Below are 15,554 nucleotides of genomic sequence, written 5' to 3'. Positions count from 1 at the left end.
TGGTTAACTAGTAGCAAATATAAACTATTCCCTCTTTACATTTGTGTATCAAATTAAATGTATGAAAGCAATTATTTTAAATAAAAACGGAAAGCTGGAAGACGGACTGGCAGAGCAGCCTCAACCCAAAAACAATGAAGTTTTAATCCAGATTAAGGCAAGCGGCTTCAATCCTATTGATTATCAAATGTTGGAAAATGAATTGGAACGCAAGCTGATCAGTTCACCCATATTAGGAAGAGAATTATCAGGAATTGTAGTGGATAAAGGTTCCGAAGTTACAGAATTCAATATTGGTGATGAAGTATATAGTGGAAGCGGCTCTATGGGAAGCAACGGTACTTACGCTGAATATATTGCAGTTCCTGAAGCTATTGTTTCCTTTAAACCAAAAAATATTTCGTTTGAACAGGCGGCAGCCACTCCTTCTGCAGGGCTTACTTCTTTACAGATCTTTAATCGTTTAAATTTAAACCTGGAAAACACTGTTTTGGTAACAGGAGCAGCCGGAGGCGTAGGTTCATTTTTAATCAAACTTTTATTAGCACATAATATCCGACAGATCACAGCCACAGTGGGAAGTGAAGAAAACAGACAGATTCTTCTCAAATTGGGTTTAAAAGATCATCAAATCATTCATTACAGAGATGAAAATCTTATTAAAAACATTTTAAAAGCCAATGCTGATCAACCTTTTGAATATGGAATTGATCTCGTAGGAAATTATATGTCTGAAGTGACTGCAGAAGTTTTAAAAATTAACGGAATGTATGTGGATGTAACCGCTTTGGTTACAAAAGATGCTCACGAAATCCTCTTCAATAAAGGGACATTGATTATGAATATCTCCAATTATACGTATGGAATGGTAAAAAAATATGAGTATTATAAAAACAGTTTGCTTACCATCAAGACACTCATTGAAAACGAAACGATCCTCCCTCCACAATATAAAACCGTTGGAAATCTTTCTTTGGATACTGTTCTGAAGGCACATTCTATTCTAAAAAATAATCAAACCCAAGGTCATAAACTGATCATGAAACATTAATCTATGAACAAAATACCAAGACGAATCGTAACAGGAACGAAAGACGGAAAATCTGTCATTATAGAAGACAAGCAGATAGAAAATGCTGTAGAACACTTTCCGGGACTTATCATTTCCGATGTTTGGAATACTCAGACCACGCCGGCCAGTCTGGATTTTGAAACCAGAATTCCCAATACCGGATTTCCACAAACTCCTAAAAATGGAACTTATTTTCGATATGTTGTTGTCCCTCCGGATAAAGGTTTAGGTGTAGAATGGAAAAAGAATGAACCTCACCCGATGATGCATCAGACACCAACACTGGATTATATCATTATTCTTTCCGGTGAGCTTTTCCTCATCATGGAAGAAGGCGAAACTCTTCTGAAACCGGGAGATATCGTCATTCAAAGAGGAACGAATCATGCGTGGAGCAACCGTACTGATGAACCTTGTATTCAGCTGGCTGTTTTGATTGATGCTGAGGGGGGAGAATTAAAAGATTTAATTATTTAAAATTTAAAGATTGGGATAGTTCTCACAAATTTTAAAAATTCAACAAACTAAAAAATCTGTGTAAATCTGTGCAATCTGTGGGAAATAAAAATAAGATTTTGCAAGGTTAGAAAAACGTAAAGGCGCAATAAAAATAAATAATGTGTTGTTTTTTAAAGCGTAGAAAATCAAAGATTTTCAGCAAGGAATTATTTATAAAGTATTAGGAATATACAATTTTATCACAGATAAAATCCTTGCGACTTAAAACAGAAGAAAGAAAAAAATTGCGCCTTTGCGTTTTTCCAACAAAACTCAGAAACATAAAAAAACGCACTCAGATTTTCCACAAGCATCTGTGTAATTCATGTAATCTGTGGGAAATAATATATAAACAACATTCAATTACAAAGCAGAAATCTCCAACAGTTTCTGCTTCATTTTCTCAGGTGTCATCTGCCCTTCCTGATAATACACCAGATTCTGATGCTTATCCAGAAATACCCACAAAGGATAAACAGGCTGATTTTTATTCTTAGACAAAGCCAACGCCAATTCATGAATTCCGGAATTTCCATTCTGCAGATATTCAAACTCCTGATTCTGGAAATGGATTTTTTCCTTCGTCTTTTCTGCCTCGAAATTGACAAAATAAAAATGATCATTGATCATACCAACCAACTCTTTATCTTTACTCATACGGAAAGACTCAATCTTACAGACTGCACACCAGTCCGTATAAAGGTGAATAACAACCGGCTTAGGATTTTCTTTCTGCTGAACTTCAAGATCAGAAAAAGTGCCTGTCTTCATCTGAGACAGATAAAAACAGGGCACTAACATTAAAAATAAAGCTATTTTTTTCATTTTAAAGTATATTTTACTCCCAGGAAACCTCTGATCCCCTGCATCGGTGCATAGCCGTACGCTGTATCAAAAGTATAATGATTAGGATTATTGATAGGATCATCAACATGCTTATCAAACGGGTCAAATGGTCTCATCAAAGGATCTTTAGGTCTGAAATTGAATAAGTTTTTCATCCCGCAATACACTTCAAATCCGGATTTGAAACTCTTGGACACCTGAATATTGGCCAAAGAATAAAATGGTGAATATTCAGGGCGGAAATCGTTCACAAGAACAGGAAGCCTCATTGGTCCGTAGAACTGTCCTGTAAAATCGATGGTCAGGTTATTCGCGAATTTATAAGTCAGGTTATAAGTTCCACTCCATTTGGGTGCATGCAGCTGTTGTGTTTTTTGATTTTCGTTATCAAATTTCTGATAGACATCCAGATAAGTAACTCCCAGATTAACACTTAAAGGAAACTGAAAACTGAAATCCACATTCAGGGAAGCACCTCTTGAAATTCCGTATCCGTGAAGATTGTCATAAATAATTTTATTAGGATCGGAATCAAAATCTCCTACAATTTTATTACTGAAGTAAGTATAAAATGCAGACGCATCAAGATTCACCATCCGGTTACCGACAGGGATTTTCCAGATATAATTCAGGTTCCCGTTGATAGATCTTTCCGGTTTCAGGTCAGATTTTACCACAACTTCTCTTGAACCTGTCAAAGCTGCGTGATCTTCCGTAAATAAATTAACTACTCTGAAACCTGTTCCAAAATTAAAACGTAAAGTATGATACGGATTAGGATTAAATTTCCATGCAAACCTCGGTGAATGGACGGAATGATGTACTTTATCATAATCATATCGGTAGCCAAGCAACAACGTATTTTTATCGTTGATTTCCCACTGGTCCTGAATAAAGGCTCCCCAGATAGGAGATTTCATCGGTGCATTCGTGATACCGTCTGAAGCTAATGTTCCTGGAGTGTTATCATCGTAAAAAGTTCTTTTGAAAGTAAGTCCGGCCGTGATATCATGTTTCCCAAAACTTCTGTCCCAATACGTTTGCACGAAAGCCACTTTTTGTGTCGCATTGAACGGATTGGATCCATAAAACGAATTCTGGTCGTGATAATTATAAGAAAACTGAGTCACGATATGCTCTTTCATCGGCCATTCGTACAATCCGAAAACCTCTGCTCTGTTGGTATAAATACTTTCTCCGTATACTTCATCGCTTCCACGAAAAGATTTATTCCACTGCATTTCTCCCCCAAAACGGTCTTCATACAGATACCTCAAAGCAAAACTTGCCTGTCTGTTTTCTTTTCTCTTAAAATTCCACTTGTTAAATACGGAAATTCTGCTTTGTAAAGTGGTATCCGTGAAATTATCTTTATTCTGATCTATTCTTTCCTGAAAACTGAAATAATTTAAACTTAATAATGAAGCAGCATTCTTCCCAACGTTGAATTTGGTGGAAAGATCCAGATTATTTTCAAACCAGCTCGATGTCATCAGATCAACACTTAATTTAGGAGCAGTCAGTGCATTTTTGGTAATAATATTAATTACGCCTCCCATTGCTTCAGAACCATAGATTGAAGAAGCTGGCCCTTTTACAACCTCTATTCTATCTACAAGACTATTCGGAATTCCACTCAGTCCATAGACAGTAGAAAGTGAACTTACAATGGGCATTCCGTCAATCAAAATCATCGTATATGGTCCTTCCAGTCCATTAATATGAATATCTCCAGTATTACATACGGAACAGTTCAGCTGAGGTTTTACTCCATTTACCATCGCAATGGCTTCAAAAATACTGGGAGTAGGATTTTTCTGAAAAAATTTCTGACTGTAGATCTCTACTGCAACAGGACTTTTCGACCTGCTCATCGGTTTTATGGTACCGGTAACCACTACATCCTCAATGTTACTTGTCTTGATTTCCCTCTTCGTAACTCTCGCAGAATCCAGATTTTTAGTCTGTTGTAAACTCAAACTATCGGTCTCCTGCGCAAAACAATAGGTTGATAAAAAAGTAATAGAAAATAATATTCGCTTCATGAAATTAAAATTGTTAGACAAATCTAACAATTATTTTTCAAATACAAAACTTAATCCAAAAAATATAGGTTGAGCCAATTCATGAAAAATGATTAAATTTGAGAAACTACATATGAAAGTAAAATGAGATATCATCAACTGGGAAATATCCCACCAAAAAGGCATACGATCTTTAAGTCTCCGGAAGATAAATTTTACTATGAGCAGCTTTTCGGTACAGAAGGCTTCCATGGTATTTCTTCTTTGTTATATCATATCCACCGCCCTACACAGATTAAATCTATCGGTGAGCCGAAAGATGTCACTCCAAAAATAGCTGTGGAAAAAAATGTGGCTCCGAGAATGTTTAAGGGAATGAATGTCACTCCTGAAGACGATTTCATGGACAGCCGAAAAATCCTTTTGATGAATAACGACCTGAAAATGGGATTGGCAAAGCCAAGAAAATCGATGGATTATTTCTACAAAAATGCAGAATGTGATGAGCTTTTGTATGTTCATAACGGAACCGGAATTTTGAAAACATTTGTAGGTGATCTTGAATTCGTAACCGGAGATTATCTGATTATTCCGAGAGGAACGATTTATCAGGTGGAACTGAAGTCTGATGATACAGTATTTTTTGTGTTGGAAAGCCACTCTCCTATTTATACTCCAAAAAGATACAGAAACGAATTCGGACAGCTTTTGGAACATTCTCCATTCTGCGAAAGAGATATGATTGCTCCTACTTATAAGGAACCTATCGATGAAAAAGGAGAATTCTTAATTAAAGTAAAAAAAGAAAACCAGATTACCGACTTCATCTACGCTACACACCCGTTTGATGTGGTAGGTTGGGACGGCTGTTTTTATCCTTACAAATTCAATATCAAAAACTTCGAACCGATTACGGGAAGAATTCACCAACCGCCACCGGTTCACCAGAATTTTGAAGGACACAATTTCGTAGTGTGCTCATTCTGTGCAAGAATGTATGATTATCATCCACAGGCTATTCCGGCGCCTTATAACCACTCTAATATTGACTCTGATGAGGTATTGTTCTACACAGAAGGTGATTTCATGAGCCGTAACCATATTGATTTAATGGACTTTACCCTGCACCCTGGCGGAATTGTACACGGACCTCATCCGGGAGCGATGGAAAGAAGTATCGGTAAAAAATTCACGGAAGAATATGCGGTAATGGTAGACCCTTTCCGCCCGTTAAAAATTACAGAAGAAGCTTTAAAAGTAGAAGATCCTTCTTATAAAACTTCATGGTTAGAATAAAACAGTAAAAATTATCAAAAAGTATTACTGAATACATACAAAAGACGCTTTAAATCCTTTATTTAAAGCGTCTTTTTTCGTAAATTTGTGAGGTATGGTTAACATATTTACCATCATTATTTTTCATATCGCATCCTAAGTAATGGTGGTTTAAAACAAAATCAATATTACATGTTAGAAAGAATCAGATTAGAAAGTTTACACCAAAAGGTAACCACAGCCGAAAACGCTGTAAAAATCATTAAAGACGGTATGACCATCGGGTCCAGCGGCTTTACAAAAGCAGGTGATAGCAAAGCCATTTTACCGGCATTGGCTGAAAGAGGAAAAACAGAAGACCTGAAAGTCACTTTGATGACCGGAGCTTCACTGGGGCACGGTACCGATGGAAAACTGGCAGAAGCCAACGTTCTGAAGAAAAGAATGCCGTTCCAGGTAGATCCTATTTTAAGAAACAAAATCAACAATGGTGAAATTCTCTTCATCGACCAGCATTTGAGTGAAAGTGCCGAGCTTCTTCACACCAAAAATCTTCAGAGCATTGATGTAGCCATTATCGAAGCTGCTTATATTGAAAGAGACGGAAGTATTGTTCCCACAACATCTGTAGGGAATTCAGTGACTTTTGCGGCTTTGGCTAAAAAGGTTATTATTGAAATCAATACGGAAGTTCCTGAAGAAGTCTACGGAATTCATGATATCTACCAGGCGGAAGATTATCCTTACAGAAATGTTATTCCAATTGTTGCGCCATGGAACAAAATCGGGAGAAAAAGTATTCCTGTAGATCCTGAAAAAATTGAGGCCATTGTATTTACCAACCGTAAAGACAGCCCGGCAGATATTGCAGAACCGGATGAAAAAACAACAGCTATTGCCAAACACCTTCTTGCCTTCTTTGAGAATGAAGTTCTTTTAGGACGTCTTACAGACCGTTTACTTCCTCTTCAGGCAGGTATTGGTAAGGTAGCCAATGCTGTTCTGACAGGATTCAAAGACAGTAATTTCTATGATTTGACCATGTTTTCCGAAGTGCTACAGGACAGTACATTTGATCTGATCGATTCCGGTAAGCTAAGCTTTGCTTCAGCATCATCTATTACCGTTTCCCAGGAATGCTACGAAAGAGTGTTAGGAAACCTATCGAAATATAAAGACAAATTTGTTTTAAGACCTCAGAATATTTCCAATACACCGGGATTGATCAGAAGATTGGGTGTGATAGCCATCAATACCGCAATTGAATTCGATATCTATGGAAACGTAAACTCTACTCATATCGGAGGAACAAAAATCATGAACGGAATCGGTGGTTCCGGAGACTTTGCAAGAAACGCTTATTTAAGTATTTTTGTGACTCAGGCAGCTTCAAAAGGCAACAATATTTCCCATGTTCTTCCCATGGTTTCTCATACTGACCATACAGAACATGATGTAGATATTCTGGTAACAGATGTTGGATTGGCTGACTTAAGAGGATTGGCACCAAGAGAAAGAGCCCAGAAAATCATCGACAATTGTGTTCACCCGGATTATAAGGAAGAACTACAATCTTACTTCGACAGGGCCTGTGAAAGAGGTGGCCATACCCCTCATTTATTGGAAGAATCTTTCAGCTGGCATTTACGATTTGCAGAAACCGGAACTATGAAGCAGAAAACAGCTGTAGAAATAGCTAATTAAGATTTTTATCAAAACAACAAATAAGACGAAAGGACTGAATGCCAATGCATTTAGTCCTTTATCTTTTAAATCACAACTGGCTTATTCATATGATAAAAGTCTGTTCAATATCCTCAAAATATTTGTATGAATATAAAATTATAAAGATTATCTTTGAAAGAAGAGAGGTATTTTATAAGCTCTACTCATACTCTTAACACCTTTTTAAAAAGACAAAATATGAATAATTACATCAGCGCAGAAGAAGCAATATATACGATAAAAAGTGGTAACCGTGTCTTTTTTCATGGTAGTGCCTGTACTCCCAATTACCTTATTGATGAACTGGCAAGACAGTCTAATCGTTTGCAAAATGTGGAAATGGTTTCCATTACCCAACAGGGAAATGTGGAAATTGCAAAACCGGAATACAAGGACAGTTTTTTTATCAATTCTTTATTTGTTTCCACTCCTGTACGTGATGCTGTGAATTCTGACCGCGGAGACTTTGTTCCCGTTTTCTTAAGTGAAATTCCTATTTTATTCAGAAAAAATATCCTGCCTCTTGATGTAGCTATTGTTACGGTTTCTCCACCCGACAAACACGGGTTTTGTACTTTGGGAACTTCTGTAGATATCGCAAGAGCCGCTGTAGATACAGCAAAAATCATCGTTGCTATTGTCAATCCAAGAATGCCAAGAACTCATGGAGACGGGATGATCCACATCAGCAGAATTCATAAACTGGTTTGGCATGAAGAGGAACTTCCTACCGTAGACTATGGTTCTAAAGTAGGCCCTGAAGAAATGCTCGTAGGAAAAAATGTTGCTGAGCTTATTGAAGACAGATCAACGCTGCAGATGGGCATCGGAACAATTCCTGATGCCGTGTTAAAATGCCTTACCAATCATAAAGATCTTGGAATTCACACAGAGATGCTGAGCGACGGTGTTATTGACCTTATTCAGGATGATGTAATCAATAATAAATATAAAGGCTACAATGACAATAAAACCATCACAAGTTTCTGTTTCGGGACTCGAAAGTTGTATGATTATGTAGATGACAATACGGTTTTTGCCTTCAGAGATGTAAGTGAAGTGAATTTCCCGATCAACATCATGAGAAACAAAAAAATGGTAGCCATTAACTCTGCCATTGAAATAGACCTTACAGGACAGGTATGTGCCGATTCTATCGGAACGATGCAGTACAGCGGAATCGGAGGGCAAATGGATTTTATGCGTGGGGCAGCTTTAAGTGATGATGGAAAACCTATCATAGCTATCACCGCAAGAACCAAAAAAGGAATTTCCAGAATTGTTCCTTTTCTTAAACAGGGAGCTGGTGTAGTAACCACAAGAGGGCATATTCACTATGTAGTAACTGAGTATGGAACGGCTTATCTCTATGGGAAAAACCTTCGCCAGAGAGCACAGGAACTTATCAGTATTGCCCATCCTGATGACAGAGAAATGCTGGAAAGAGCAGCTTTTGAAAGATTTAAACACTGATTATCAAACTATAAAGTCCTTACAACTGCATTTTTAAATTGAAATATTAAAACAAATTTTGAACTCTTCATCATAAAATGATAAAAAAATATTAAAATTTTGGCAGTATATTTGATAAAACTCTTTCAAAAACAAGGAAATTGAAAACTATATATAATTCGATACGAGACGAAGTGGTAAAACATTCCAAGGTAAGGAATTCTGTTTTGGGGAATGTGAATGAGTGGAAGAGAAGCCATTATATTATTCTTTCTGAAATTATCAAAGACGAACTCTCCGAAGCTGAAGAACTGAAAGGAGGAAAAAAATTTGAAATCGGAAATACCATTTCTCACGTTACTCTTCAGCGTTTTTTTGAAAATGATTATCAGGATAAAACCCATAGTGACCTTAGATTCCTTAAAACACTTGATAAAATCTGCATTTTCTTAGGATATAAAGACCTTAATGATTACATCCTTACCATCAGATATAAGAAACAGGAAGAAGAGGAAACGGATGACCAGTCTTATCTTACGCAGATGGTTTATGAATACTGTGCAACCGCTTTTGAGTTTTGTAAACAGTTTCCCAATCATAATACCAAGCTTTTTAAAGACCTGGTTTTTGATGATTCTCCATTCCTGGAAAGAGTTTCGCTGTTCAGCAAAGAATTGTGTGATAAAGACTTCCAGCTGGTGACTAAGAACAACAGATCCAATTATGAAGTTTTTGACATTCAGGTGGTCACTGATGATCCTGAGAAAAAAATCCTGGAATCTCAGGAATTCTGGAATCTTCTGTTCAAAGTAGGTGAAACCGGAGAAGAACATTTTGTCAATCAACTGAGTACCCAAATTTACTTTATCAAAAAAATAAATAATACCTGGAAGATCTGGGACAACTATAATCCCGATGCGGGAATGCTCAACAGAAAAATTGAAACAACCTAAAATAAGAAAGCCGTAGAGAGTATCTACGGCTTTCATGTTTCGAAATATTTTTTTTCACTTGTCTTTTGTATAACAAATGTAGGCAGATGATTTTAGACTTATGAAACTTAAATATACTTAAGTAAACTCTTCTTTAACGTTATGTTAAATATATTCAATGAATCCTTGGGAATATTTTCGCCATATCTAAGAATTTTGTAATTTGCATACCAATAAAATAAAAGTAAAAGAGAAAATATGTCAACACTTACATTTGCCGAGAAAATAGCTCAAGCAGAAAATTTCTTACCGATTAACGGTACAGATTATATTGAGTTTTATGTAGGAAATGCAAAACAGGCTGCCCATTATTACAAAACCGCTTTCGGTTTTCAGTCTGTAGCTTATGCGGGTCCTGAAACAGGAGTAAGAGACCGTGCATCTTATGTGCTTCAACAGGGAAAAATCAGATTGGTATTAACAACAGGACTAAAGTCTGACTCTCCTATCAGCGAGCACGTAAAAAAACATGGTGACGGAGTAAAAATTTTGGCACTTTGGGTAGATGACGCTTATGCAGCTTTCGAGGAAACAACTAAAAGAGGTGGAAAGCCTTATTTAGAGCCCGTAACGTTAACTGATGAGCATGGTGAGGTAAGAATGTCTGGTATCTACACGTATGGGGAAACTGTTCACATGTTTGTGGAAAGAAAAAATTATAACGGAGCTTTCATGCCTGGTTATGAAAAGTGGGAAAGCGATTATAAGCCTGAAGAAGCAGGTTTATTATATGTAGACCACTGTGTAGGAAATGTTGACTGGAACAGAATGATCCCAACTGTAGAATGGTACGAAAAAGTAATGGGATTTGTAAACATCCTTTCTTTTGACGATAAGCAGATCAATACAGAATATTCTGCATTGATGTCTAAAGTAATGTCAAACGGAAACGGATATGCTAAATTCCCTATTAACGAACCTGCAGAAGGTAAAAAGAAATCTCAGGTAGAAGAATATCTTGATTTCTACGAAGGTGAAGGAGTACAGCACATCGCTGTGGCAACAAAGGATATTATCCACACTGTAACTGAATTGAAGAAACGTGGTGTAGAGTTCCTTTCAGCTCCACCGGAAGCATATTACGACATGGTTCCTGAAAGAGTAGGTCATATTGATGAAGATCTTAAAAAACTTCAGGAGTTAGGTATACTTATTGATCATGATGAAGAAGGATACTTATTACAGATCTTTACGAAGCCTGTAGAAGACCGTCCTACTCTATTCTTCGAAATTATTGAAAGACACGGTGCACAGAGTTTTGGTGCAGGAAACTTCAAAGCATTGTTCGAAGCATTAGAAAGAGAGCAGGAAAGAAGAGGTAATCTTTAATTTTACATTAGAAAATATAAGTTTTGTCAGAATACAGTATTCTGGCAAAACTTTTTTATAAAACACAGTATATGAGAAAACTTTTAATTGGGACTTTCCTTCTGGGAACCTTAGGGCTTAAAGCCCAATATGGAACTTTGAATGAAATCCTTAACCGACTTGAACAAAGAAAAGGCATCAATCAGCATCTTGAAAATGTAAATATTGACAACAAAAAGTTTGTTTTCATTAAAGATGAAGCCGACCATACGGAGAGGGACTTTATTATTATCAAAGGGAATAATGCCACTTATGTAGAAGTTTTCGATGATAAGGCAACAGGAGAAAGCAGCTCCAATGTTTTCACCGGTGATATTATCAGGAAAAAAAATATTATTTCTTTAAGAGCAGATATGCTTGAAAACAAAAAAATCCCAATGCCTGTCACCAAAACGTTATTGCTGACACAACAGGATAATATTCTGTACCTTATTGATGTCAATACCAGAGATAGGTGGATTGATGAAGCATCTTACTCAAAAAAGACCAAATAAATGTTTCGGGGGAATTTCTCTGAATCATATTGAATCTAACTAAAATCTAAACTTATGAAATCATTTGTAGACTACTCCTCAAATTCGGATTTTTCTATACACAATATTCCTTTCGGAGTCGCAGTTTTTAACAAAGAATATATCGGATGCTGTACAAGAATCGGAGATCAGGTAATTGATCTTGCTACATTGTATGATCTTGGTTATTTTGAAGATATTGAAGGATTAGACGACAATGTTTTTGAAGCGTATACCATCAACGAATTTATTGAACTTGGTAAACCTGTTACCAATGCTGTTCGTACTAAAATCCAAACTTTATTACAGGAAGGATCAACTTTATCAAAAGATCAGAAAACCATTGAAGAGGCTTTCTATGACCTGGATAAAGTAAAAATGATGATGCCTGTTCACATCCCGAATTATACAGATTTCTATAGCAGCATCGAACATGCTACCAACGTAGGAAAAATGTTCCGTGATCCGGCAAACGCTTTATTACCCAACTGGAAACATTTACCTGTAGGTTACCACGGAAGAGCATCCTCTATCGTAGTTTCCGGAACGGAAATCAACCGTCCTAAAGGTCAGACGAAACCCGCCGATGCAGACAAACCGGTTTTCGGAGTATCTAAACAATTGGATTTCGAACTGGAAATGGCTTTCATCATCAATAAAAATACAGAGATGGGAGAAAGTATCTCTACCAAAGATGCAGAAGATGCGATCTTCGGAATGGTAGTTTTCAATGACTGGTCTGCAAGAGATATCCAATCTTGGGAATATGTTCCACTAGGGCCATTCCTTGCAAAAAACTTCGGTTCTTCAATTTCTCCATGGGTGGTTACGCTTGAAGCTTTGGAACCATTCAGAACAGCTTCTCCAACTCAGGATCCTGAAGTTTTAGAATATTTAAAATTTGAAGGTGATAAAAATTACGATATCAACCTTGAGGTATATATCCAACCTGAAAACGGAGATCAAAACCTGATCTGTGAAAGTAATTACAAACACATGTACTGGAATATGACTCAGCAACTGGCACACCACACCGTGAACGGATGTAATGTGGAAGTAGGTGACCTATATGCCAGCGGTACCATTTCAGGAAGTGATCCAAAATCTTTCGGTTCTATGCTTGAGCTTACATGGAGAGGACAAAATCCTTTATCATTAAGCAACGGCGAAGAAAGAAAATTCATTGAAGATAATGATACGGTTACCATGAAGGCTTGGGCAGAAAAAGATGGTGTAAGAGTAGGTTTCGGGGAAGTTTCCGGTAAAATCATTCCAACACTTTAATTTTTTTTACCACAAAAGTCACAAAAGAATTGATGATTACGCAATCATACTTAACAGATCTTACCTATAAAATAAATGGTGCTTGCATAGAAGTTCACAAAATTTTAGGTCCTGGTTTATTGGAAAGCGTATATCATAAATGTTTGGAAGAAGAATTCAAATTAAGAAATATTAATTTTAAATCTGAATTGAAAGTTCCGGTACATTATAAAGGAAAAGAAATTAATTGTGATTTCTTTTGCGACTTTTTAATTGAGGACTTAATTGTGGTAGAATTAAAGTCAGTTACAAAGCTTAATGATATTCATTGAGCTCAACTTCTTAACTATATTAACTTAATGAAGAAACCCAAAGGCATTTTAGTCAATTTTAATGTAAAAAATCTATATCACGAAGGGCAGGAAACCTTTATAAATTAATATTATGATATGCTTTTTTAAACTTTAATGATTAAAAGTATTTTACTTAAAACTTTTGTGCCTTTGTGGTTAAATAGAATATGAAAACAGTAATCCCCTCCGAGATAACCTCCGTACAATTGCAGACCATTATGCAGACAGCCGTTTCACCACGTCCCATTGCATTGGCTTCTACAGTGGATAAAGACGGTAATAATAACTTATCTCCGTTCAGTTTTTTTAATATGTTCAGTACAGTTCCTCCTATTTTAATTTTTTCACCATCGAGGAGGGTACGTGATAATACTACCAAACATACACTGGAAAATGTTATTGAAGTTCCTGAAGTAGTAATCGGAACAGTAAACTTTCCGATTGTACAGCAGATCTCTTTAGCTTCTACAGAATACGAAACCGGAGTCAATGAATTTATCAAATCCGGTCTTACCATGAAAGATGCAGATCTTGTACAGCCGAAACTGATTGAAGAATGTCCTGTTAACTTTGAATGTAAAGTTTTAGAGGTAAAATCATTGGGAGATCAGGGTGGTGCCGGAAATCTGGTGATCTGTGAAGTTCAGAAAATCCATATCAGAGAAGAATATCTGAATGAGGCCGGAAATCTGGATCAGAAAAAACTGGATATGGTAGCCCGTTTAGGCAGTAACTGGTATTCAAGAAGCAATGAAAACAGTCTTTTTGAAGTGCCAAAACCTTTGGTAACAAAAGGAATTGGTTTCGATCTGCTACCAGATTCTATTAAGTACAGTAAAGTGTTTACAGGAAATGACCTTGGAATGCTTGCCAATACGGAAATATTACCTGCCGGAGACTTTCATGCCGATGAAAATATCCATCTTGATGCCCAGAAATTACTTCTGGAAAGTAAAGTTGAAGAAGCCTGGAAGATTTTGATTAAATAGTCTGAATTTATTGATGAAAAAATACATTTTCTTTCTTTTTCTCTTAATTACATTACAATCATGCTATTATCCTGTAAAAAAAGATTATGGGATCTATAGCAAGTCATTGGTATTTTCGAAGGACAAAAAGTGGCTGATTAACAATATCAAAACGGATGTAGATTCGCACCACCGAGAAATGATGAGCAAAGAGACATTTCAACTATTCCAGGATTTAAGCTATGGCAAAGCCTTTGACTTAAAAACGGCAAAAGCAGAAAATATAATTCAAAATAGTATTCCTTTTGATCCGGAAACTGAAGATCTTGAGGTATTGAAAAGCAACTCTGATTTCAATTTCCTGGTAAACATCTACACCATGAAAGTGCGAAACGGTTTAGACAATTCAATTGGAACACAATATGAATATAAAAAAAATGAAACTTTTGCAATGATGGATGTTTATGATATCAGCACTATGAAGAAAATATATTCACTCAAAGCATATTCAGAAGTTTCAGTGGAGAAAGATCAAAAGGTGACTATCTTCGATCCTTCAACAGAAATGATGACTATGAAAAACTTTCGAAGTCTTTTAAAGGCAGTAAAAAAGAACGCTGTTAAAACGAACTAAAGATATCTATTGAAAATCAATAAAAAAAGGAGTGAAAGTTTCACTCCTTTTTTATTATTTGGATTTAAGCGATTCTGAAACAGTAATTTTTCCTTTTTCAGCAAATTCTGTTGCTTTACCGTTTTTATCGATAGAAACGTTTAGATTATCATTTTTAGCATCGTAGAAAATACTTGTAGCATATCCCGGGCAATCGTGCTGTTTGCATCCTGTCAGTTTGTAGATTCCATTTTCTGATGCAATAGGACTTTCCACATTGAAATTCTTTACCATCTCACCATACTCAGCACCAATAAGCTTTTTCAGTCTTTCTGAGATACCTTTATCTTCAAAGAATTTAATATCATGAGGATATTTCCCAACGTTTTTGGTAATAACATTATCCGGAGCAGGAGCAGAAGGAGCTGCAGTTGCTGCTGAATCTGTTTTTGGAGTTGTTACGGAATCCTTAGGCATTACGGCTGCCAAAGTATCACTGCTTACAGAAGAGTCTGTTTTTGCTTCTTTTTTACATGAAACAACACATAGTGAAAGCGCAAATGCGCCTGCAATAATTTTTCTCATAATTATAT

Annotated in this window: 14 protein-coding genes and 1 pseudogene; 12 read left to right on the top strand and 3 right to left on the bottom strand. The window is 36.4% G+C overall.

Annotation, left to right across the window (positions count from 1 at the left end; translation table 11 throughout):
• The first annotated feature begins 61 nt into the window (after positions 1-61).
• A complete protein-coding gene (locus tag BUE84_RS04410) occupies positions 62-1,051 on the top strand; it encodes an NADP-dependent oxidoreductase (protein ID WP_079240650.1) in 990 nt (329 codons plus the stop codon).
• Between the two features lie 3 nt (positions 1,052-1,054).
• Positions 1,055-1,549: a cupin domain-containing protein gene (locus BUE84_RS04405; RefSeq protein ID WP_079240649.1), complete on the top strand. Its 495-nt coding sequence runs from the start codon at positions 1,055-1,057 to the stop codon at positions 1,547-1,549.
• A gap of 384 nt (positions 1,550-1,933) precedes the next feature.
• Here BUE84_RS04405 and BUE84_RS04400 read toward each other — a convergent pair whose 3' ends face one another.
• Both BUE84_RS04400 and BUE84_RS04395 read right to left on the bottom strand, forming a co-directional pair.
• The gene (locus tag BUE84_RS04400; protein ID WP_079240648.1) at positions 1,934-2,395 is read right to left on the bottom strand and encodes a thioredoxin family protein; all 462 of its coding nucleotides are present in this window, start codon (positions 2,393-2,395) and stop codon (positions 1,934-1,936) included.
• Positions 2,392-4,461, bottom strand: a complete 2,070-nt coding sequence (locus BUE84_RS04395) for a TonB-dependent receptor plug domain-containing protein (RefSeq protein WP_079240647.1) — start codon at positions 4,459-4,461, stop codon at positions 2,392-2,394. Before BUE84_RS04395 ends, BUE84_RS04400 begins: the two co-directional genes overlap by 4 nt.
• 123 nt (positions 4,462-4,584) lie before the next feature.
• Between BUE84_RS04395 and BUE84_RS04390 the strand changes: the two genes are divergently transcribed.
• From BUE84_RS04390 to BUE84_RS04345, 10 genes and pseudogenes are all read left to right on the top strand, one after another.
• A complete protein-coding gene (locus tag BUE84_RS04390; protein WP_079240646.1) occupies positions 4,585-5,736 on the top strand; it encodes a homogentisate 1,2-dioxygenase in 1,152 nt (383 codons plus the stop codon).
• 171 nt (positions 5,737-5,907) lie between these two features.
• Entirely contained in the window at positions 5,908-7,419 is a 1,512-nt protein-coding gene (locus tag BUE84_RS04385; RefSeq protein ID WP_079240645.1) for a succinate CoA transferase, read from the top strand.
• A gap of 219 nt (positions 7,420-7,638) precedes the next feature.
• On the top strand, positions 7,639-8,913 hold the full coding sequence (locus BUE84_RS04380; protein WP_079240644.1) for an acetyl-CoA hydrolase/transferase family protein: 1,275 nt from the start codon (positions 7,639-7,641) through the stop codon (positions 8,911-8,913).
• Between the two features lie 140 nt (positions 8,914-9,053).
• A complete protein-coding gene (locus BUE84_RS04375) occupies positions 9,054-9,845 on the top strand; it encodes a hypothetical protein (RefSeq protein ID WP_034697425.1) in 792 nt (263 codons plus the stop codon).
• A 237-nt stretch (positions 9,846-10,082) separates the two neighbouring features.
• Positions 10,083-11,213, top strand: coding sequence for a 4-hydroxyphenylpyruvate dioxygenase (hppD, locus tag BUE84_RS04370; RefSeq protein WP_062675378.1), 1,131 nt, complete (start codon positions 10,083-10,085; stop codon positions 11,211-11,213).
• Between the two features lie 71 nt (positions 11,214-11,284).
• Positions 11,285-11,746: a hypothetical protein gene (locus BUE84_RS04365; protein ID WP_079243851.1), complete on the top strand. Its 462-nt coding sequence runs from the start codon at positions 11,285-11,287 to the stop codon at positions 11,744-11,746.
• A 54-nt stretch (positions 11,747-11,800) separates the two neighbouring features.
• On the top strand, positions 11,801-13,048 hold the full coding sequence (gene fahA / locus BUE84_RS04360) for a fumarylacetoacetase (RefSeq protein ID WP_079240643.1): 1,248 nt from the start codon (positions 11,801-11,803) through the stop codon (positions 13,046-13,048).
• 32 nt (positions 13,049-13,080) lie between these two features.
• Positions 13,081-13,467, top strand: a pseudogene (locus BUE84_RS04355) (GxxExxY protein).
• 80 nt (positions 13,468-13,547) lie between these two features.
• The gene (locus BUE84_RS04350; protein WP_079240642.1) at positions 13,548-14,369 is read left to right on the top strand and encodes a flavin reductase family protein; all 822 of its coding nucleotides are present in this window, start codon (positions 13,548-13,550) and stop codon (positions 14,367-14,369) included.
• Positions 14,370-14,382: 13 nt separating this feature from the next.
• The gene (locus tag BUE84_RS04345; RefSeq protein ID WP_079240641.1) at positions 14,383-14,982 is read left to right on the top strand and encodes a hypothetical protein; all 600 of its coding nucleotides are present in this window, start codon (positions 14,383-14,385) and stop codon (positions 14,980-14,982) included.
• Positions 14,983-15,036: 54 nt separating this feature from the next.
• Here BUE84_RS04345 and BUE84_RS04340 read toward each other — a convergent pair whose 3' ends face one another.
• Entirely contained in the window at positions 15,037-15,546 is a 510-nt protein-coding gene (locus BUE84_RS04340; RefSeq protein ID WP_079240640.1) for a hypothetical protein, read from the bottom strand.
• Positions 15,547-15,554: the final 8 nt, after the last annotated feature.

The sequence above is a fragment of the Chryseobacterium indologenes genome (assembly GCF_002025665.1).
GTDB classification, from domain to species: domain Bacteria; phylum Bacteroidota; class Bacteroidia; order Flavobacteriales; family Weeksellaceae; genus Chryseobacterium; species Chryseobacterium metallicongregator.
This window is presented reverse-complemented; position numbering and strand designations above follow the sequence as displayed.